Genomic DNA, 17705 nt, shown 5'->3' on the forward strand with positions numbered 1-17705 from the left:
GCTCAGAGATCACTCGTGGATCAGACGTGCGCTTCGGCTGTCAGCTCTTCGCCGCGACGCGGAAGGCCGCGAGCTCGGCGTCACGGGTGAACGTGAGCTTGGCGGCGAGGAGGTTCTTCGACCGAGCGCCGATGCCCTTCTCGTTCCAGGTCGGGATGGACGGCATGTCCTTCGCGATCAGGTCCTCCGCCTGCTGGTACAGCTTGATGGCCTCGTCCTCGTTCGCGGTGCCGTCCGCCTTCTCCAGGAGGGCGTCGACCGCCGGGTTCGAGTAGTTCGAGTCGTTCGAGGAACCACCGGTGCGGTACAGCGGGTTGAGGAAGTTCTCGATCGACGGGTAGTCGGCCGACCAGTCCGAACGGCTCATGCCGGTCAGCTGCTTGCCGTCGACGATCTGGCGGAACGCACCGAAGTTGGTGGCGCCGACGAACTCGCACTCGACACCCAGCGCCTGCTTGATGCTGTTGCACGCCGCCTCGAGCGGCTCCTTGCGGCCACCGTCCTGGTTGGACTGGATGGTGAGCTTGCCGGTGAAGCCGGACTCCTGGAAGAGCTGCTTCGCCTTCTCCGGGTTGTACGTGCAGTACTCGCCGCAGATGCCCTTGCGGTAGCCCTTGATGCCGGGCGAGACCCAGCCGTCGGACGGCACGTAGGAGCCGGCCAGCACGGTCTTGGTGATCTGCTCGCGGTTGATGGCCATCGAGACGGCCTGGCGGAGCTTCACGTTGTCCTTGAACGCCGGGATGTAGTACGGCAGGGCGATGGCGCTCTGGCCCAGCAGGTTGGCGTTCAGGACCTGGTCACCGAGGTCGGCCTTGTACTTCTCGCCGACCTTGGCCGACGGCGGCAGGGCCTCCATGAAGTCCAGCTTGCCCGCGACCAGGTCCTGGTACGCGGTCTCCTGGCTGGAGTAGATCTTCACGTCGAGGGTCTTGAAGTGGACCTTGTCCTCGAGCTTGTAGTCGTCGAAGCGCTCGAGCTTGATGAGCGCGTTCGGCGTGCGGGAGACGAACTTCAGCGGCCCGTTGCCGATCGGCTTGGCCTCGAACGCCTTGGGGTCCGCGAAGAACGCGTCCGGCAGCGGCGAGAACGGCTGGTAGCCGAGCATGATCGGGAAGACCGAGTTCGGCGCGCTGAGCGTCACCTCGAGCTCGGTGTCGCTGACCACCTTGAGGCCGGACATCTTGTCCGTGGCCGGCTTCGCGTTCTCGTCAGCGGGGTGCACGTCCTTGAAGCCGGCGATCGGCGACATGAACGAACCGGCCTGCTGGGCGTTCGGCGCGTAAGCGGCGTAGTTCCACGCGTCGACGAAGTTCTTCGCCTTGACGTCGGTGCCGTCGTGGAACTTCTGGCCCGGCTTGAGCTTGATCTTGTAGACCTTGGCGTCGCTCGACTCGATCGACTCCGCGGCCAGGTTGTACGTGGCGCCGTCCTCGGCCTTGTAACCGACCAGACGCGTGAACAGGGCGTCGGTGATCTTGCCGCCGCCCGCCTCCGTCGTGTTGGCCGGGAACAGCGTGCTCTTCGGCTCGGTGCCGTAGATCGACACGGTGCCTTCCGGGTCTTCCTTGCCCGCCGCGGTGGAACCGCCCCCACCGCCGCCGCACGCGCCGAGCGTCATGGCCAGCACGGCTGGCAATGCCACCCACGCAACCCGTGATCGCGACATCAGTCTCTCCCGCCTTTCCCCGGCGCCGCCGCAGAAATTGCGGGCGCGCGCCTCCCCGGGAGGTCTCGTCCACCTCCCAAAACGTGAGAGGACGTTAACCGGGGCGTCCAGGAGTACGCGCACCGAAAGCGGTCACAAACTCGTCACGATCACCTCAAGTCGACCTTAATTCGACTCTAGACCAGCGAAAACGCGATGCCGTCGAGGATGTCGTGCTCACTGCACACGAGCGTGCGAATACCCGCGCGATTCTCCAGCTCCTCGGCAATCGCGCGCAGAACCACCGCTCCACCGCAGATCACGTCCACCCGGCCGGGGTGCATGGCCCCGAGCGAGGCACGCTCATCATGCGTCATGGAGAGGATACGGTCGGTGATTTCCCGAACATTGTCAAGTGTGATGCGGCTGAGGTGAATGGCCTCGCTGTTGTACACCTCCAGGCCCTGGACCAGCGCTGACAACGTCGTGACGGTGCCGGCGACGCCGATCCACGTCCTGGTCTTCTCGACCGGCACGATTTCGAACGCTTTCTCGATCGCCGCGCGCGCAAACGCTTCCGCGCGCTCGATCTCGTCCTGGAGCGGCGGGTCGGAGTGGAGGAACCGCTCGGTCAGCCGCACGCAACCGATGTCCACCGACCGCGCGGCCTCGACCTCCGTGCCGACGCCGAGGACGAACTCGGTGGAACCACCACCCAGATCGGTGACGAGGAACGGTCCCTCGTCCGCGTCGAGGTCGGCCACCGCGCCGAGGTAGGACAGCCTCGCCTCCTCGTCGCCGGTGATCACCTCCGCAGGCGCGCCGAGGACCGCCTCGGTCATCCCGAAGAACTCGTCGCGGTTGCTCGCGTCCCGCGTGGCACTCGTCGCGACCATCCGCGCGGTCTCGACGCCCTTGCGCTGCATCGTGCGCGCGTAGTCGAGGAGGGCCTCCCTGGTCCGCCGGATCGCGTCGGGGTGCAGCCGCCCGGTCGCGTCCACCCCCTGCCCGAGGCGCACGACCCTCATCTCCCGGTGGACGTCCCGCAGCCACGCGGTGCCGTCCTCGCGCCTGGTGACGTCGGCCACCAGCAGCCGGATCGAGTTGGTCCCGCAGTCGATGGCCGCAACCCGCGACATGATCACTCCTACCTGGTGGTCCGGTACTCCCGGGCAAGCATGGCGTAGACGTAGCTGTCGGCCCACTCGCCCTTGAAGATCTGGAACTCCCTCAGGTGCGCCTCCCGGCGCATGCCCAGGCGTTCCATCACTCGCCACGACGGCACGTTGCGTGCCTCACACTCGGCCCGGATGCGGTGCAGGCCGAAGTGGTCGAAACCGAGCGCGAGGATCGCCCGCGCGGCCTCGCTCGCGTAGCCCCGGCCGTGGAAGGCGGGGTTGAAGATGTAGCCGACCTCGCCCTGCCGGTGCTCCCGGCTCAGCCACTTGAGGTCGGCCTCGCCGATCACCTGGCCGTTCAGCGTGACCGCGAGCGCCAGCGACTGCCCCTCCTCGGTGAGCTGGTCCCGGGCCGTCCACTTCGCGAGGTTCTCCTCCGTCTGCTCGCGGGTGTAGGGCTCGCTGTAGAGGTAGCGGTTGACCTCGGGCAGCCGGCGGTAGGCGAAGACGTCGTCGAGGTCGGTGGTCTCGAAGGGGCGGAGCACCAGCCGCTCCGTCCTGATCGTCCGGTCAGGCCGCGCCACGGCGGTACTCCTCCTCCAGCAGGGCGTACACGAACAGGTCGCCCCACTCGCCCTTGAAGATCTCGAACTCCCTCAGGTGCGCCTCCCTGCGCATCCCGAGGCGTTCCATCAGCCGCCACGACGGCTCGTTGCGCGGGTCGCACTCGGCGACGATCCGGTGCAGGCCGAGGCCGTCGAACCCGAGCTCGAGCATCTTCCGCGCGGCCTCGGAGGCGTAGCCGTGCCCCTGGAAGTCGGGGTTGAGGCTGTACCCGATCTCGCCCTGGCGGTGGGCCTCGCTGCGCCACTTGAGGACGACGCCGCCGATCACCCTGCCCGCTTCCGGCAGGTGGATCGCCAGCGCGAGCCGCTGGCCCTCGCCGGTCAGCTCGTCGTCCGCGGCCAGCTTGTCCAGCAGTTCCACGCACTCCTCGCGGGTGGCGGCTTCGTCGTAGAGGTAGCGGTGGAACTCGGGGCGGGAGCGGTAGGCGTGGAAGTCGTCGAGGTCGTCCGGCCGGAAGGGGCGCAGGAGCAGGCGGTCGGTCTTCAACGGGTAGTCGAGTCGCACGCCTTCACGATGCCAAGGAACGCCGCCCAAGCCTCGCGATTTATGGCGAGGTGGGTGGCGGGGGCCTTGCTGTCGCGGATGCCGACGCCGTGACCGACCTCGACGCACTCGCTCCCCGATGCGCTGTAGCTGCTCTTGCGCCAGGCCATGCGGTACGCCTCCTCAGAACACGATGCCGGTGATCAGCTCCCTCGATTGTTCCGGGTCCAAGGCGTCGCGATCCAGCCCCTTCAACAGGTCGGTGTACATGTCGAGGGATGTCTTGTCCTCCAGGAACAGGCCGGTGTTGAGGTTCTCCAGGTAAACGACCGGTTCGAACTTCTCGTACGCCAGCAGGGTGAAGTTGCCCGCCAGTCCGGCGTGTGCGCCGATGGCGATCGGTACGACCCTGAAGGTGATGTACCTGCGCACCAACATCACCATGATGTGGTTGAGCTGCGTCCTCATCAGGACGGGACCGCCGACCGGCAATCGGAGCGCTTGCTCGTGCACGTAGAAGACGAACTCCCGGCCGGGTCGCAGGATCGCCTGCCGTTCGAGCTTCGCCCTGATCAGCGCGTCGACGTCCGCAGGTCCGAGATCCCTGGTCGACCTCTCGGCCACCTCGCGGATGTAGCCCGCGATCTGCAACAGACCGGGGATGAGGTTCATGGTCCAGACGAAGATCTTGCTGGCGAGCCTCTCCTGCTCGACGAGGCTGCGCAACTGCTCCGGCACCCCGTCCTCGGGGAACAGCAGCCAGCCCTTCTCGCGCGACTCCTTGAACAAGGCGAGCATGTGTTCGACGTCGGCGGCCGGGACGCGGCAGTAGGAGAGCAGCCGCACGAGGTCCACCTCGTCCACGCCGCCCTTGCCCTGCACCAGGTCGGAGACCTTGGCCTCCTGCCAGCCCAGCAGTTCGGCGAGCTTGCGCTGGGTCATGCCGCTCTGCTCGATGGCGTCGCGGACGCCGTTGCCGAACTCCCGGCCCACCACGCTTGAGTTGCGCTTCGGCATGAGACCGCACGCTAGGAGACCGGATCCCCTCCACTCCAACGTTTCGGCCCGAATCGCACCGAACGAAGTACGGCTTGGAGGCTCTCCAACGCGACACGCCGCATTAGTTCGGCGTGCTCGTCACCAAACTGGTCGTGGTGGGCTGCGCCGCGCTGCTGTCGTTGTTGACGCTCGTCGTGGTGGTGGTCGTGGGGGCGACGGGCGTCGACTGCGAGGTCCCGGACGACGGCTCGGACGCCGGCGGCGTCGACGGCTCGGTCTGCGGCGGGTTCGACGAGGACGACGGCGGCGGGGTCGACGGCTCGGAGGACGACGGCGGCGTCGACGAGGTCGGCGGGCACGACGTCGAAGGGGTCGACGACGGCGGGGTGGACGACGACGAGGTCGGCGGCGTCGAGGAGGTCGGCGTCGGGCAGTTGGGCGTCGAGGACGACGGCGGCGTGCTCGGCGTCGACGGCGAGGTCGACGGGGTGCCGGTGTTGCCGTTCCCGTTGCCGTTCCCGTTCCCGGGCGGGGTGGCCGGGTTGTTCGGCGTCGGGTTCTGCTGGTTGTTGCCGATGTCCGGGAGCAGGGGCAGCGCGTCGACGTTGTCGCTGTACTGCTTGGCCCACTTGAGGACCGTCTCGACGTACGTCGTGGAGTTGTTGTAGCGGAAGATGGCCCTGGCGCGGGCGTCCTGCTTGGACAGGTCGCCGCCGCCCGCGCAGAGGTAGCGGCCGGCGCCCAGGGCGGCGTCGTAGATGTTGTTCGGGTTGACGTTGCCGTCCTCGTTGCCGTCGGCGCCGAAGCTCGCCCACGTGGAGGGGATGAACTGCATCGGGCCGACCGCGCGGTCCCACGCCGTGTCGCCGTCCAGGCGGCCGTCGTCGGTGTCGGTGATGGCGGCCATGCCGGGGGCGCCGTTCAGGACCGGGCCGAGGATCTTGGGGGTGGCGTCGCCGACGGCGTTCAGGCGACCGTTGCTCGCGTGGTTCGACTCGACCTTGCCGATGCCGGCGAGCAGCGCCCAGTCGAGGTTGCAGCCGGGCACGAGCTCGCCCATCTTGTCCTCGGCGCGCAGGTAGGCCTCCAGCACGACGCCGGGGATGCCGTGGTCGCCGGGGAAGTCGTCGATCACGCCGCCGTCGTCGAGGTCCAGGTCGAGGTCGCCGTCCTCGAGGTCGGCGAGCAGGGCGGCGCTCAGCTCCTCCGAGAGCGGCAGCCGGCCGGACGCGCCGAGCTCGGCGGGGTCGACGCGCAGGGCGCCGAAGACGTCGGCGGGGCCGAGGGCGACGGCGATGTCCTGGTGCTTGGAGAGGTTGACCCAGTCGACGAGCTTGGTGCCGACGACCAGCGCGGGCGCGAGCATCGCCGCCAGCGCGGCCACGGCGAACCCCTTTTGCTTGGGGGACAGCGCCGCGGAACCACGCAGTTTGGCCTTTGCCACGAACACTCACCTCTCGTGCGTCATCGCGGCGCGCCGTCCCGCAGTTACGGCGGACGCCCCCATCTGACCCGTTCCACCCTGCCCCACTACAGAGCCTAGGTGTACCCAAGACGGAGTGAAGCGTCTGTTCGGTTCCGTTGACCGTTGACTGTGCGCCGGGTTACGCGCAGTCGCCGGCGGGCCAGAGCTCCTGCGCCTTCAGCAGTGCCAGGGCCTCGTCGCCCATGGGGTTGACCCCGGGGCCCTTGGCCAGGGCGTGTGCGACGTGCACGTGCAGGCACTTGACCCTGGTCGGCATGCCGCCCGCGGTGACCTGGGTGCCCAGCGGCTCGATGGCGTCCCTCTCCGCGAGGTACGACTCGTGCGCGCGCAGGTACGCGGCGGCGAGCTCCTCGTCGGTGGCGAGCCGCTCGGTCTGCTCCTTCATCAGCCCGCCGCCTTCCAGCGTGCTGACCAGGGAGTTCAGCTTCGGGCAGGTCAGGTAGTACAGCGTCGGGAACGGCGTCCCGTCCGGCAGCCGCGGTGCCGTCTGCACGACGTTCGGGTGCCCGCCAGGGCACCGCGAGGCGATCGCACGTGTCCCACGCGGCGTGCGGCCGAGCTGCTGAGCGACCGTTTCCAGGTCAGCAGCACTTACTTGTGCGTCACCGATTCCCACAGTTCCTCGTACCAAGACCTTTGTGCCGCGGGCTTGCCCGACGGCCTCTCCGATTCGGTGTTGCGACTCTCGTCGCCCGGCAGTTGCACGATGTACGGCGTCTCGCCCGGCCGCACCCAGCGCAGCCGCTTGCGCGCCTCGATCTCCACGTACGCCGGGTCGTTGAGCTGCGCCTTGCGCTGTTCCAGCGCGGCGACCTGCTCACGCAGCTTCTGCTGTTCGGCGCCCACGTCGCGCAGCTCGTCGCGCTGCGAGAGGTAGGTCCGCAACGGGACCGCGATGCTCAACGCCAGTGCGCACAGCACCATCGCGAACAACGCGGCCCGCCGCGTACCGGTCATGCCGAACGCGCCACCCGTGCCGTCGCCACGTCGTGACGGCGCCTTGGGACGCGGCGGCTTTCGAGCGCGCGCGGGCCGCGCCTCCCGCTCTCCGCGGGGGCGACGGGGACGACGCGCGCGCTCGGCCATGCCTCGAGTTTCTCAGCTCTCCGGCGTGTAACGCGGGAACGCGAGCTCACCGGCGTAGCGCGCCGCGTCGCCGAGGCTCTCCTCGATGCGCAGGAGCTGGTTGTACTTCGCGGTGCGCTCACCACGGGCCGGGGCACCGGTCTTGATCTGGCCGGCGCCGGTCGCGACGGCGAGGTCGGCGATCGTCGTGTCCTCGGTCTCGCCCGAGCGGTGCGACATCATCGACTTGTAGCCGTACGACGTGGCCAGCGAGACCGCGTCGAGGGTCTCGCTCAGGGTGCCGATCTGGTTGACCTTCACCAGCAGCGCGTTGGCGGCGCGGCGGGAGATGCCCTCCTCCAGGCGCTCCGGGTTCGTGACGAACAGGTCGTCGCCGACGATCTGGACCTTCTCGCCCAGCTCGGCGGTCATCTGCACCCAGCCGTCCCAGTCGTCCTCGGACAGCGGGTCCTCGATGGACACGAGCGGGTAGTCGCGCACCAGCTCGGAGTAGTAGCCGATCATCTGCTCGGCGCTGCGCTTCGACTTCTCGAACGTGTAGGCGCCGTCGCCGAAGAACTCGGTCGCGGCCACGTCGAGCGCGAGCGCGATGTCGCGGCCCGCCCGGTAGCCCGCCTTCTCGATCGCCTCGAGGATGAGGTCGAGGGCGTCGCGGTTGCTGCTCAGGCTGGGGGCGAACCCGCCCTCGTCGCCCAGGCCGGTCGCGAGGCCCTTGCTCTTCAGCACGGACTTGAGCGCGTGGTAGACCTCCGCGCCCCAGCGCAGGCCCTCGCGGAACGTCTCCGCGCCGATCGGCGCGATCATGAACTCCTGGATGTCCACGTCGGTGTCGGCGTGCGCGCCACCGTTGAGGATGTTCAGCATCGGCACCGGCAGCACGTGCGCGTTGGGGCCGCCGACGTACCGGAACAGCTCCAGGCCGGAGGAGGTGGCCGCCGCCTTCGCGACGGCGAGGCTGACGCCCAGGATGGCGTTCGCGCCGAGGCGCGACTTGTCCGGCGTGCCGTCCAGGTCGACGAGCTTCTGGTCGACGACGCGCTGCTCGACGGCCTCGATGCCCACCAGCTCGGGCCCGATCTCGTCGAGCACCGCGGTGACCGCCCGCTCGACGCCCTTGCCCAGGTACCGCTTGGCGTCGCCGTCCCGCAGCTCCACCGCCTCGTGCTCACCGGTCGACGCGCCCGACGGAACGGCCGCACGCTCCAGCGTGCCGTCGTCCAGCGCCACCTCGACCTCGACGGTGGGGTTGCCGCGCGAGTCCAGGATCTCGCGTGCTCCGACCTGCTCGATGACCGCCACTTGCGCTCCCTGTTTCTCCTGCGTCTCGTCTCGCGACGAGCCTACTTGGGCCAGGTGACCGGCCGGGGCTCGACACCTGCGGAACGCGGTGGGCCACCGGCGCCGGTCGTCTGAATCGTGCCAGAAGACAACGGCGCTGCACATACCCGACGCCGGGCCCGGCCGGACTGGAGGAGAGGGCGTACTCGGAGTCCTGGAAGCCGATCACGTGGTTGCTCCGGTCGTAGAGCAGCGCGGTCCTGCCGCGGCACGCCGGACACGTCGGCCGGGATCGGCAAGGCAGGCCGGCGGCGGAGTCACCGGACAGGTCCTCCGGCCGCGGGTCCCGGATCCGCGTGGCGCCGCGGTGGGACGAGAACACGTCCGGTGAGCGCAGAGCGGCACGGACGTCCTCGTGGCGGAAGACCGCCCAGAAGTCGTCGACGCGCACGACGTTCTTTTCGCGCAGCCGGGTGAGTGCGTCGTGCGGCACGCCACGGGTATACGTGTCCGGGTCGACGATCAGCTCGGCATCGGTCCGCATAGAACGGGATATTGACGTGCTCCATGTCGAACGTGGCGGGAACGGACCGTTGCTGGTGCTGCTGCACGGCCTGGGCGCGACCGGCGAGGTGTGGCGGGACGTCGTGCGGGACTGGCCCGGTAGCTGGCTCGTGCCGGACCTGCCCGGTCACGGCCGTTCCCCCCGGATCGAGCGCTACTCGTTCGGCTCGCTCGCGGCCGAGGTCGCGCGGGTGGTCCCGCGCGAGCCCGTGACCGTCGTCGGGCACTCGCTGGGCGGTGTGGTCGGGCTGGCACTCGCCAGCGGGTGGTTCGGGGTCGACGTGACCACGTGCGTCGGCGTCGGGATCAAGGTGCGGTGGACCGACGAGGAGCTGGAGAAGGCCGCCGCGCTCGCCGCGAGGCCCGCCAAGGTCTTCCCGACCAGGGAGGAGGCCGTCGAACGGGCGTCGAGGACGGCCGGCGTGCCGATCGAGCACGGCGTGTCCGAAGTGGACGGCGGGTGGACGACCGCCCTCGACGTGAGGGCCTTCGGGGTGGGACGGCCGGACCTGCCCGGCCTGATCATGGCGGCGAAGGCGCGGGTCGTGCTGGCGGCGGGCGAGAACGACCCGATGAGCCCCCGCGAGCACCTGGAGGAGCTGGTGCCCGCGCCGGTCGTCCTGCCCGGCGCGGGCCACAACGTGCACGTCGAGTCGCCCTCGTCACTGCGCCTGCTGCTGACCGAAAGGCCTTAGGCGACCACGAGACCGCCGTCGGCGTTGAGCACCGCGCCGGTGATGAAGCTCGACCTGGCGGAGGCCAGGAACAGCACGGCCTCCGCGATCTCCTCCGGTTCGCCGGCGCGGGTGAGCGGCACGCTGGCGGCGAAGGTCTCGAACACCTCGCGCGCCTGCTCCACGGCCGCGTCGGTGCGGATGGGGCCAGGCGCCACGGAGTTGACGCGGACGCCCGCCGCGCCGAACTCGACCGCCCACGACCTGGTCAGGCCGTCCATCGCGGCCTTGGAGGCGTGGTAGACGGAGCCGGTCGCGCTGCCGATCTGCCCCGCGACCGAGGAGACGTTGACGATCACGCCCCGGCCCTTGGCGACCATCGCCGGCACGAGGGCGGACGTGAGGAAGTAGGCGCCGCGGACGTTGACGTCGAAGATCTTGTCGTAGGTCTCGACCGGCTGGTCGGGGGTCGGCGAGAACGGGAAGATCGCCGCGTTGTTCACCAGGACGTCGACGTCGCCGACCTCCCGGGCGAGCCTGCGGACGTCGTCGAGGTCGCCGATGTCCGCGACGACGAGGTGGGCGGTGCCGCCGGCCTGCTCGACGAGCTCGACGGTCTCCTTGCCGAGCTCGGCGCGGCGGCCGGTGACGTAGACGGTGGCGCCCTCCTGCGCGAACCTCACCGCGATGGCGCGGCCGATGCCCGAGGTGGCTCCGGTGACGAGTGCCTTCTGGTTCTCAAGTGCCTTCGTTGACATGTCCGTGAACTTGCCGACGCCGCATCGCCACGCCATAAATTCCGGATGAATCAACTGGTCAGCACGGGCGCGCGGAGCTGGAACCACAGCTTCACGAACGCCGGGAGCCGGTAGCGGCCGAGCTCCAGCGGCTCGATCAGGTGCACGTCGGCGAGCGACTCCAGCAGGGGCTCGATCGCCCCGACCTCACCGCCGGACATCGCCGCGGCCTCGCACACGTTGATGACCTCGGTGTCCTGCCGGGCGAAGCAGCCGAGCAGGTGCCGCTCGTCGTCGGTGAGGTTCCGGTGGGCCCTGGCCAGCGGGGCGAGCACCGCCCGGCAGTCCGACGGGACGGCCTCGCCCAGCACGGTCTCCCGCTCCATCTGCCTCAGCAGCATCGCGACGGTCCAGTGCGGGCGACCGGCGAGCTTGCCGCCGAGGACGCGGATCGGGGCCGGCAGGTGCGACACGCGCGCGAGGACCTTCGCCACCAGCTCCGGCTCGGCGGCGAGCACGGCGGGTCCCGCCAGCCCGTGGAAGAACCCGCACGCCTCGGACGCGGGCAGGCCCGCGATCTTCAGCCAGGTCACGCCGGGCAGCTCGTTCCACCGGCGCACGCTCGTGAGGAGCACGGCCGAACCGGGCACGTGCAGGTCCTTGACCGAGGCGGCGTCCTGGAGGTCGTCGACGACGACCAGGAACCGCTTGCCGCGGGCCTTCTGCCGCCACAGCGCCGCCCCGTCCCCCGCGGGGTTCTCCACGCCGACCGCCCGCAGCAGCTCGTTCACGACGTCGTGTCCCCGCACGAAGATCTGCCCGTCCGGGAAGCGGTGCCGGACGAGGTGGCCGATGCGGACGGCGAGCGCGGTCTTGCCGCTGCCGTGCATGCCGGTGATGCCGACCGTGCGCGGGAGGACGTCCAGCGCCCGCGCGATCTCGGCGGCGCGGCCGGTGAAGTCGTCGACGTCCGGCGGCAGTTGCTCGGGCCTGGGCGGCAGCGCGAGGTCGCCGTTGAGGATCCGCGCGTGGATCGCGCGCAGCTCGGGGCCCGGTTCCAGCCCGAGCTGCCCGGTGAGCAGAGCGCGCGCCCGGTGGTAGTGCTCGAGCGCCTCCGCCTGCCTGCCCTCCTGGTAGAGCACCTGCATCAGCAGAGCGCGCATCCGTTCGCGGAACGGGTGGGCGGCGACGTGCTTCTGCAGCTCCACGACGTCGGGCTCGCGTTCGAGCCGGGCTTCGTGGCACCGCAGCCGCTGGTCGCCGAGCCGGACGCGCTGCGCCTCGAAGTAGGCGCTGGTCAGCCCTTCGAGCGGGTCCTCACGGCAGTCGTCGACCAGTTCGGCGCGCAGGGCGTAGCCGCCGTCCTTGGACCTGAGGTCGAGCTCCGGGAGCGCTTTGCGGATCTTGTACATGTACGTCCGCAGGGCCATCACCGCGCTCGGCTTCGGGTCGTCCCACACCATGCCGATCAACTGGTCGTTGCTCAGCCACACACCGTTGTTCAACAGCAACGCCGCCAGCACCGCGCGCTGCTGGCGCGGCCCCAGGTTGATCTCCTCGTCGTCGCGCCAGCCTCGAACCGGACCCATCAGTGAGAAGCGCAGGCTCATGCACGTGCCAACACCCGCCGGGATTTCCTGCTTCCCCGTCTCACGGACCGGTCGGCAACGGCCGCGGCTCGATGACCTGCTTCATGACGATCGTCGAGGTCAGCCCGCGCACGCCGGGCAGCTTCGCGAGCGTGTCCTCGTACAGGCGCTGGTACGACGAGAGGTCCGCGGTGACCACGCGCAACAGGTAGTCGGGGCTGCCGAACAGCCGCTGGGCCTCCACCACGTTCGGCACTCCGGCGAGCGCGCGGTCGAACTCGTCCATGGTCTCGATCCGCAGCTTGACGAACACCAGCGCCTCGAAGCCGAACCCGATCGCCGCGGCGTCCACCACTGCCCGGTAGCCGCGGATGACCCCCTCCCGCTCCAGCTCCCGCAGCCGCCGCTGGCAGCGCGAGATGCTCAGCCGCACGCGCCCGGCGAGGTCGGTGACGGTGATCCGGCCGTCGCGCTGGAGCTCGGCAAGGATTTTGCGGTCCACGGCGTCCATGAGCAAACAACGCAAACACCTTGCCGCCGGGTTCCCCTAGCTTTTGCCCCATGACCAGTGCGAACCCGTTACGTCAGCTGACCCTGGACCAACTGCGGCGGCGCACCAGCATGAAGTGGCGCCAGTACCCCGAGGACGTCCTGCCCGTCTGGGTGGCCGAGATGGACGTCCCGCTCGCCGAACCGGTCGCGCGGGCGATCACCGGCGCGGTGGCGATCGGCGACACCGGCTACCCCAGCGGGACCGCCTACGCCGAGGCGCTCGCCGAGTTCGCGAAGAGGCGCTGGGACTGGGAGCCGGCCGTCGAGCGCACGGCGATCGTGCCCGACGTGATGCTGGGCGTCGTCGAGATGCTCCGGCTCGTCTCCCACCGGGACGCGCCCGTCGTCGTCAACTGCCCGGTGTACCCGCCCTTCTACCAGTTCGTGACGTCGCTCGGACGGACCGTCGTCGAGGCGCCGCTGGACGCGTCGTTCCGGATCGACCTCGCCGCGCTCGAAGCCGCGTTCGCGCGGGCTGGCCGCGGCGCGGTGTACCTGCTGTGCAACCCGCACAACCCGACCGGCACCGTGCACACCGCCGCCGAGCTGGAGGGAGCCACCCGGCTGGCGCGCGCCCACGGTGTTCGCGTCGTGGCGGACGAGATCCACGCGCCGCTCACGACCGAGCGCTTCGTGCCGTACCTCAGCGTCGCGGACGACGGGCTGTCGCTGATGTCGGCCACCAAGGCGTGGAACCTCGCCGGGCTCAAGGCCGCGCTGGCCGTCGCCGGCCCCGCCGCGGCCGGGGACCTCGCGCGGCTGCCGGAGGAGGTGGGCCACGGGCCGAGCCACGTCGGGGTCCTCGCGCAGACCGCGGCGTTCCGGGAGGGCGGCGGCTGGCTGGACGCGGTGCTGGAGGGGCTCGCCGAGAACCGGCGGCTGCTCGCCGGCCTGCTGGCCGAGCACCTCCCCGCCGTCGGGTGGTCACCGGGGCAGGGCACCTACCTGGCCTGGCTGGACTGCCGCGGGCTCGGCCTCGGTGACGACCCGGCCAGGACGTTCCTCAAGCGCGGCAGGGTCGCGGTGAACTCCGGGATCCCGTTCGGCACCGGTGGCGCGGGCTTCGTGCGGATGAACCTCGCCACCTCGCCCGAGGTGCTCACCGAGGCGGTCCGGCGGATGGCCTCGGCCTGGCGAGCGGCCTCGTCCTGACACGTCCCGAGTGGACCGGGACAGGTGACCCGGCACCGGCGTCGTCCTCTGTGGCCGAGCCCGGGCAGGCCGGGCCACTCCTTCGAGTTCTGTCGCCCGGACGGCAGTCGAAGAACCCGTGAGCGGTGGGTAACGTTGATCGAATGACGGACGGCACCTTCGAGGCGTTCCGGAAGGCGGAGGCACTGCTCGCGCAGCGCCGGCCTCTCGACGCGCTGCGCGAGCTGAAGCCGGTGCTGGACGAGGCGGGCGAGGCGCCGTCGGTGCAGCTCCTCGCCGGCCGGGCGTACCTCGGGTCCGCTCAGCTCAACCGGGCGGAGGCGGCGTTCCGCAAGGTGCTCGACCTCGACCCGAGCGACCACTACGCCCGGTTCGCGCTCGGCAAGACGTTGCAGCGGCTGGCCCGCCTGCCGGAAGCGCTGGCACAGCTGAGGATGGCCGTGGCGATGAACCCGTCGCCGGAGTACCAGGAGGCTCTCGGCGAGGTGCGCGCCCGCATGGCCGTCGAACGCGACCGCGACTGACGGTCCACTGTGGACTTCCCGGCACGTTGCTCCGGATGGTCGTATGTCCGCCAGTGCGGGAACGGCTAAGTTTTCTGTCAGGCCACCGGGGGGACGCAGACAGCGTTTCGACGGCCGCACTGGATCTGGGGGGATCTGCCATCCGTGAGCGCGGTTCGCGCTGCCCTCGTTTCGGTGTGCCGTCACGGCCGCGACATGAGGGGTTCGCAGTGAAGATGATGAAACTTTCGGCACTGGCGGCGGTCACCGCCACCGCGGCGCTGCTGGCGTCGGCCACACCGTCGCTCGCGCAGGGCGCCACCGGCCCGGCCGCGATCTCGCCCGAGGTCAAGGCGCTGATGACCACCCAGGACAAGCTCCACAAGATCGCTGAGCGGGTGGACAGAGGCAACGGCTTCGGCGGCTTCTTCGTCGACGCCGGCAGCAAGACGCTGAACGTGTACTGGAAGGGCAAGGCCCCGGCGAAGGTCACGGCGGCCGCCGCCGTCGCGAAGGCGCAGGGCCTGCAGGTGAAGGTCCACTCCGCGAAGTACTCGCAGGCCGAGCTCAAGGCCGAGGCGGCGCGCCTGCTCAAGGCCGGCGGCTCGATCCAGAGCATCGCCGCGAAGTACGACGGCAGCGGCCTCGCGGTCAAGCAGGCGGCCGGTTTCTCGGCGCAGTCCGCCCCGCAGAGCTCGGTCGCGGTCGAGGTCGAGTCCGGCGAGGTCGAGCTCGCCGCGTCCCGTCTCGTGGACACCTCGCCCTACAAGGGCGGCGCGTACATCGAGAACTACGTCAACGGCGAGGTGCAGGGCGCGTGCAGCAGCGGCTTCGCGGTGGTCAGCAACGCCACGGGCGCCGACAAGCTCCTGACGGCCGCGCACTGCGGTGACTCCGGCAGCTTCTTCACCAACGGCGCTCTGGACTACATCGGCTCGGTCGAGAGCCGGTCGGTGTCGTCGGACAGCGAGATCGTCAACGCCACCGGCCAGGCCAGGGTGTGGATCGGCGACTCGATCCAGACCGAGTCGAACCAGTACGGCCTCGACGTCATCGGCTCCTCCGCGACGCTCGCGGGCGACTGGCTGTGCACCTCCGGCTCGTTCTCCGGCACCATCTGCGACATCCGCGCCGTGCAGACCGGTCTGACCATCTGCCTCACCGGCTTCGGCTGCGTGAACAACTCGGTCGAGGCCCTGCACCAGGGCGGCTACAGCGCCGGCGGCAACGGTGACAGCGGTGGCCCGCTGTTCTCGGTGCAGCAGCCCGGCGACCGCCTGGTGGCCCGCGGCACGCTGACCGCGATCTCGGTCGCCCCCGCCGACATCCGCCAGTGCAGCGGCGTGCCGGCGGAGAACGGCCGCAGGTGCTCGCAGCGGATCTTCTACCCCGACATCGTGGCCCAGATGGCCGACCACAACGTCCGGATCAAGACGATCTCCTGACGCGACCGGCACCGGCCGGCGGACCCGACCTTCATCGGTTGCGGTCCGCCGGTTGTTTTTTCACCGGGCAGCCGGAAGGCCCGTCACCAGCGCGAACGCGCTGACAATGATCATCACGAACGCAACCTGAAGGAATCTCGCGTCACGGGACCGGCTCGGTGGCGAACACCACTCGCGCGCCAGGACGAGCCCGGCCAGCCCGGCGTCCGGCGAAGGCTTCCCGCTGGTCCGGTGGCCGCGGCGCCGGTTCCCCCGCGCTTCTGGCGCTCGTCCGGCGGCAGGAGCACGTAGCCTGGGTCTCGTGGTCCCGCCGCCCCCGAAGGATTCCCAGACCCGCCGCCCCCGCCTCGGCAACGTCCTCGGCCGCATCGTCCTGGTGCTGCTGCTGATCGTCGTGGTGGCCGCCGGCGCCTGGGGTCTGGGCGCCCTGAACCGCAGGGACGCCGCTCCCCTGGGCCCGCCGCCGTTCCTGGTCCCCCTCCAGCAGGTGGAGCCGGGCGCGGCGGTTCCCGGCAGCGCCGCGGTGACCGGCGCCAACCCCATGGACGAGTGGGCCACGAGGGTCGCGGGGAAGACCGACATCCCCCTGCGAGCCCTCCGCGCCTACGCGGCGGCCGACCTCACCATGCAGCGGGAAGCCCCGGCCTGCCGGATCTCGTGGGCCACCCTCGCGGGCATCGGCCGGGTGGAGTCCCACCACGGCAACATCAACGGCGCCCGCCTCCAGGACAACGGCCTGCCGAGCCGCCCGATCGTCGGCATCCCGCTGGACGGCGGCCCCGGCGTCAAGGCGATCCACGACACCGACGGCGGCCGCCTGGACGGCGACACGACCTGGGACCGGGCCGTGGGCCCGATGCAGTTCATCCCGGGCACCTGGAACCGCTGGGCGAAGCGGGCGGCGGCGGACGGCCTCCCCGCCGACCCGCAGAACATCGACGACGCCGCCCTGACCGCCGCGAACTACCTCTGCGCGGCGGGCACCCGCGACCTGGGCACGGGCCAGGGCTGGTGGGCGGCGGTGCTGGACTACAACAACTCGGTGCAGTACGGCCAGAACGTGTTCAGCGGAGCCGACGCCTACGCGAGGGCCAGCATGACGCAGTGAGACCCCGCGCTCAGGCGGACGGCGGGACCTCCGCACCGGTGGGCTCGGCCCGATCACAGGGCGGCTCGGCGGGCTCGGCCACCGGCGGAACCGGCTCCTCCGCCCGCGGCGTGGAGGCGACGGGTGGCACCGCGGAAGGCGGCTCCGCCACCGGGGGCTCCGCGGGCGGCGGTGGCTCCACAGTGGACGACGGCGCCGAGGTGACCACCGGCGACTCCGAAGTGGACGGACCGGGCTGCCCCTCCGGTTCCTCGGCCACCGGCTCGTTCCGCCCGGTGGCCGCGGGCCGCGCCGGGGTGGCCGGCACGGTCACGGTGACGGTGGCCACGGACCCCGAGGTCCGGATGACGGAACGCGTGACCCGGACCTCCCGGGCGGACCCCTGCGCCACCACGGTCTCGGTGACGGTGGACAGAGCGGCACCGGTCTCGAACGGCTCCGTCCACCACTGCGAGCTGGGCCTGGCGGGCGGTGGCGCGGCCAGCGGCGACTCCTCGGGCGACCCGGTCAAGGCGATCAGCGCGAACATGCCGCTCAGCGCCAGGAACGGCACGACGACCACGGCCCCGAAGCACCCGCGACCACTGCGCGGCTCTTCTCGATGACTCATCCGGACACCCCCGAACGGTGACGACTGTTCCATGTAGTTGATCGTC

Annotated in this window: 19 protein-coding genes; 5 read left to right on the plus strand and 14 right to left on the minus strand. The window is 70.4% G+C overall.

Going from position 1 to position 17705, the window contains the following annotated elements:
- Positions 1-40: 40 nt before the first annotated feature.
- From BMW88_RS06885 to eno, 10 genes are all read right to left on the minus strand, one after another.
- Positions 41-1669: a peptide ABC transporter substrate-binding protein gene (locus BMW88_RS06885; protein WP_089949757.1), complete on the minus strand. Its 1629-nt coding sequence runs from the start codon at positions 1667-1669 to the stop codon at positions 41-43.
- Between the two features lie 176 nt (positions 1670-1845).
- Positions 1846-2787, minus strand: coding sequence for a Ppx/GppA phosphatase family protein (locus BMW88_RS06890; protein ID WP_089950230.1), 942 nt, complete (start codon positions 2785-2787; stop codon positions 1846-1848).
- An 8-nt stretch (positions 2788-2795) separates the two neighbouring features.
- Positions 2796-3350, minus strand: coding sequence for a GNAT family N-acetyltransferase (locus BMW88_RS06895; RefSeq protein ID WP_089949758.1), 555 nt, complete (start codon positions 3348-3350; stop codon positions 2796-2798).
- Positions 3337-3897: a GNAT family N-acetyltransferase gene (locus BMW88_RS06900; RefSeq protein ID WP_089949759.1), complete on the minus strand. Its 561-nt coding sequence runs from the start codon at positions 3895-3897 to the stop codon at positions 3337-3339. Before BMW88_RS06900 ends, BMW88_RS06895 begins: the two co-directional genes overlap by 14 nt.
- The gene (locus BMW88_RS06905) at positions 3876-4046 is read right to left on the minus strand and encodes a DUF397 domain-containing protein (RefSeq protein ID WP_089949760.1); all 171 of its coding nucleotides are present in this window, start codon (positions 4044-4046) and stop codon (positions 3876-3878) included. The genes BMW88_RS06900 and BMW88_RS06905 overlap by 22 nt, the downstream gene beginning before the upstream one ends.
- Before the next feature lie 13 nt (positions 4047-4059).
- Positions 4060-4893 carry a helix-turn-helix domain-containing protein gene (locus tag BMW88_RS06910; protein WP_089949761.1) on the minus strand — a complete coding sequence of 278 codons (834 nt, stop codon included), beginning with the start codon at positions 4891-4893 and terminating at the stop codon, positions 4060-4062.
- Positions 4894-4996: 103 nt separating this feature from the next.
- Positions 4997-6319 carry a lytic transglycosylase domain-containing protein gene (locus BMW88_RS06915; RefSeq protein ID WP_143115992.1) on the minus strand — a complete coding sequence of 441 codons (1323 nt, stop codon included), beginning with the start codon at positions 6317-6319 and terminating at the stop codon, positions 4997-4999.
- Positions 6320-6479: 160 nt separating this feature from the next.
- Entirely contained in the window at positions 6480-6971 is a 492-nt protein-coding gene (locus BMW88_RS06920) for a DUF501 domain-containing protein (RefSeq protein WP_177221018.1), read from the minus strand.
- Positions 6953-7447 carry an FtsB family cell division protein gene (locus tag BMW88_RS06925; protein ID WP_177220983.1) on the minus strand — a complete coding sequence of 165 codons (495 nt, stop codon included), beginning with the start codon at positions 7445-7447 and terminating at the stop codon, positions 6953-6955. Before BMW88_RS06925 ends, BMW88_RS06920 begins: the two co-directional genes overlap by 19 nt.
- A gap of 12 nt (positions 7448-7459) precedes the next feature.
- On the minus strand, positions 7460-8746 hold the full coding sequence (gene eno, locus BMW88_RS06930; protein ID WP_089949765.1) for a phosphopyruvate hydratase: 1287 nt from the start codon (positions 8744-8746) through the stop codon (positions 7460-7462).
- Positions 8747-9285: 539 nt separating this feature from the next.
- Between eno and BMW88_RS06935 the strand changes: the two genes are divergently transcribed.
- Complete coding sequence (locus BMW88_RS06935; protein WP_089949766.1) at positions 9286-9984, plus strand: alpha/beta fold hydrolase; 699 nt, start codon at positions 9286-9288, stop codon at positions 9982-9984.
- Here the strand turns inward: BMW88_RS06935 and BMW88_RS06940 are convergent.
- The 3 genes from BMW88_RS06940 to BMW88_RS06950 form a co-directional block, all read right to left on the minus strand.
- Positions 9981-10721, minus strand: a complete 741-nt coding sequence (locus tag BMW88_RS06940) for an SDR family NAD(P)-dependent oxidoreductase (RefSeq protein ID WP_089950231.1) — start codon at positions 10719-10721, stop codon at positions 9981-9983. The genes BMW88_RS06935 and BMW88_RS06940 overlap by 4 nt on opposite strands.
- Before the next feature lie 50 nt (positions 10722-10771).
- Positions 10772-12289 (minus strand): AfsR/SARP family transcriptional regulator, encoded by a 1518-nt coding sequence (locus BMW88_RS06945; protein WP_177220984.1) that lies wholly within the window; start codon positions 12287-12289, stop codon positions 10772-10774.
- 61 nt (positions 12290-12350) lie between these two features.
- On the minus strand, positions 12351-12800 hold the full coding sequence (locus BMW88_RS06950; protein WP_089949768.1) for an Lrp/AsnC family transcriptional regulator: 450 nt from the start codon (positions 12798-12800) through the stop codon (positions 12351-12353).
- 50 nt (positions 12801-12850) lie between these two features.
- On the opposite strand from BMW88_RS06950, the gene BMW88_RS06955 reads away from it, so the two are divergent.
- The 4 genes from BMW88_RS06955 to BMW88_RS06970 all read left to right on the plus strand — a co-directional run bounded on the left by BMW88_RS06955 (position 12851) and on the right by BMW88_RS06970 (position 17049).
- Complete coding sequence (locus BMW88_RS06955) at positions 12851-13993, plus strand: MalY/PatB family protein (protein ID WP_089949769.1); 1143 nt, start codon at positions 12851-12853, stop codon at positions 13991-13993.
- Between the two features lie 143 nt (positions 13994-14136).
- Positions 14137-14517: a tetratricopeptide repeat protein gene (locus tag BMW88_RS06960; protein WP_089949770.1), complete on the plus strand. Its 381-nt coding sequence runs from the start codon at positions 14137-14139 to the stop codon at positions 14515-14517.
- Between the two features lie 215 nt (positions 14518-14732).
- Positions 14733-15941 (plus strand): chymotrypsin family serine protease, encoded by a 1209-nt coding sequence (locus tag BMW88_RS06965; RefSeq protein WP_143115993.1) that lies wholly within the window; start codon positions 14733-14735, stop codon positions 15939-15941.
- A 301-nt stretch (positions 15942-16242) separates the two neighbouring features.
- On the plus strand, positions 16243-17049 hold the full coding sequence (locus BMW88_RS06970) for a lysozyme family protein (protein WP_089949772.1): 807 nt from the start codon (positions 16243-16245) through the stop codon (positions 17047-17049).
- 10 nt (positions 17050-17059) lie between these two features.
- Here BMW88_RS06970 and BMW88_RS06975 read toward each other — a convergent pair whose 3' ends face one another.
- Positions 17060-17659, minus strand: coding sequence for a hypothetical protein (locus BMW88_RS06975; protein ID WP_143115994.1), 600 nt, complete (start codon positions 17657-17659; stop codon positions 17060-17062).
- Positions 17660-17705: the final 46 nt, after the last annotated feature.

The sequence above is a fragment of the Lentzea xinjiangensis genome, from assembly GCF_900110955.1.
GTDB classification, from domain to species: domain Bacteria; phylum Actinomycetota; class Actinomycetes; order Mycobacteriales; family Pseudonocardiaceae; genus Lentzea; species Lentzea xinjiangensis.

What these genes read in the sequence shown, in the direction of transcription:
- BMW88_RS06955 (WP_089949769.1), top strand. Translation starts at nt 12,851, where the DNA reads ATGACCAGTGCGAACCCGTTACGTCAGCTGACCCTGGACCAACTGCGG.
- BMW88_RS06950 (WP_089949768.1), bottom strand. Translation starts at nt 12,800, where the DNA reads ATGGACGCCGTGGACCGCAAAATCCTTGCCGAGCTCCAGCGCGACGGC.
- BMW88_RS06885 (WP_089949757.1), bottom strand. Translation starts at nt 1,669, where the DNA reads ATGTCGCGATCACGGGTTGCGTGGGTGGCATTGCCAGCCGTGCTGGCC.
- BMW88_RS06975 (WP_143115994.1), bottom strand. Translation starts at nt 17,659, where the DNA reads ATGAGTCATCGAGAAGAGCCGCGCAGTGGTCGCGGGTGCTTCGGGGCC.
- BMW88_RS06910 (WP_089949761.1), bottom strand. Translation starts at nt 4,893, where the DNA reads ATGCCGAAGCGCAACTCAAGCGTGGTGGGCCGGGAGTTCGGCAACGGC.
- BMW88_RS06890 (WP_089950230.1), bottom strand. Translation starts at nt 2,787, where the DNA reads ATGTCGCGGGTTGCGGCCATCGACTGCGGGACCAACTCGATCCGGCTG.
- BMW88_RS06905 (WP_089949760.1), bottom strand. Translation starts at nt 4,046, where the DNA reads ATGGCCTGGCGCAAGAGCAGCTACAGCGCATCGGGGAGCGAGTGCGTC.
- BMW88_RS06925 (WP_177220983.1), bottom strand. Translation starts at nt 7,447, where the DNA reads ATGGCCGAGCGCGCGCGTCGTCCCCGTCGCCCCCGCGGAGAGCGGGAG.
- BMW88_RS06960 (WP_089949770.1), top strand. Translation starts at nt 14,137, where the DNA reads ATGACGGACGGCACCTTCGAGGCGTTCCGGAAGGCGGAGGCACTGCTC.
- BMW88_RS06945 (WP_177220984.1), bottom strand. Translation starts at nt 12,289, where the DNA reads ATGGGTCCGGTTCGAGGCTGGCGCGACGACGAGGAGATCAACCTGGGG.
- BMW88_RS06940 (WP_089950231.1), bottom strand. Translation starts at nt 10,721, where the DNA reads ATGTCAACGAAGGCACTTGAGAACCAGAAGGCACTCGTCACCGGAGCC.
- BMW88_RS06965 (WP_143115993.1), top strand. Translation starts at nt 14,733, where the DNA reads ATGATGAAACTTTCGGCACTGGCGGCGGTCACCGCCACCGCGGCGCTG.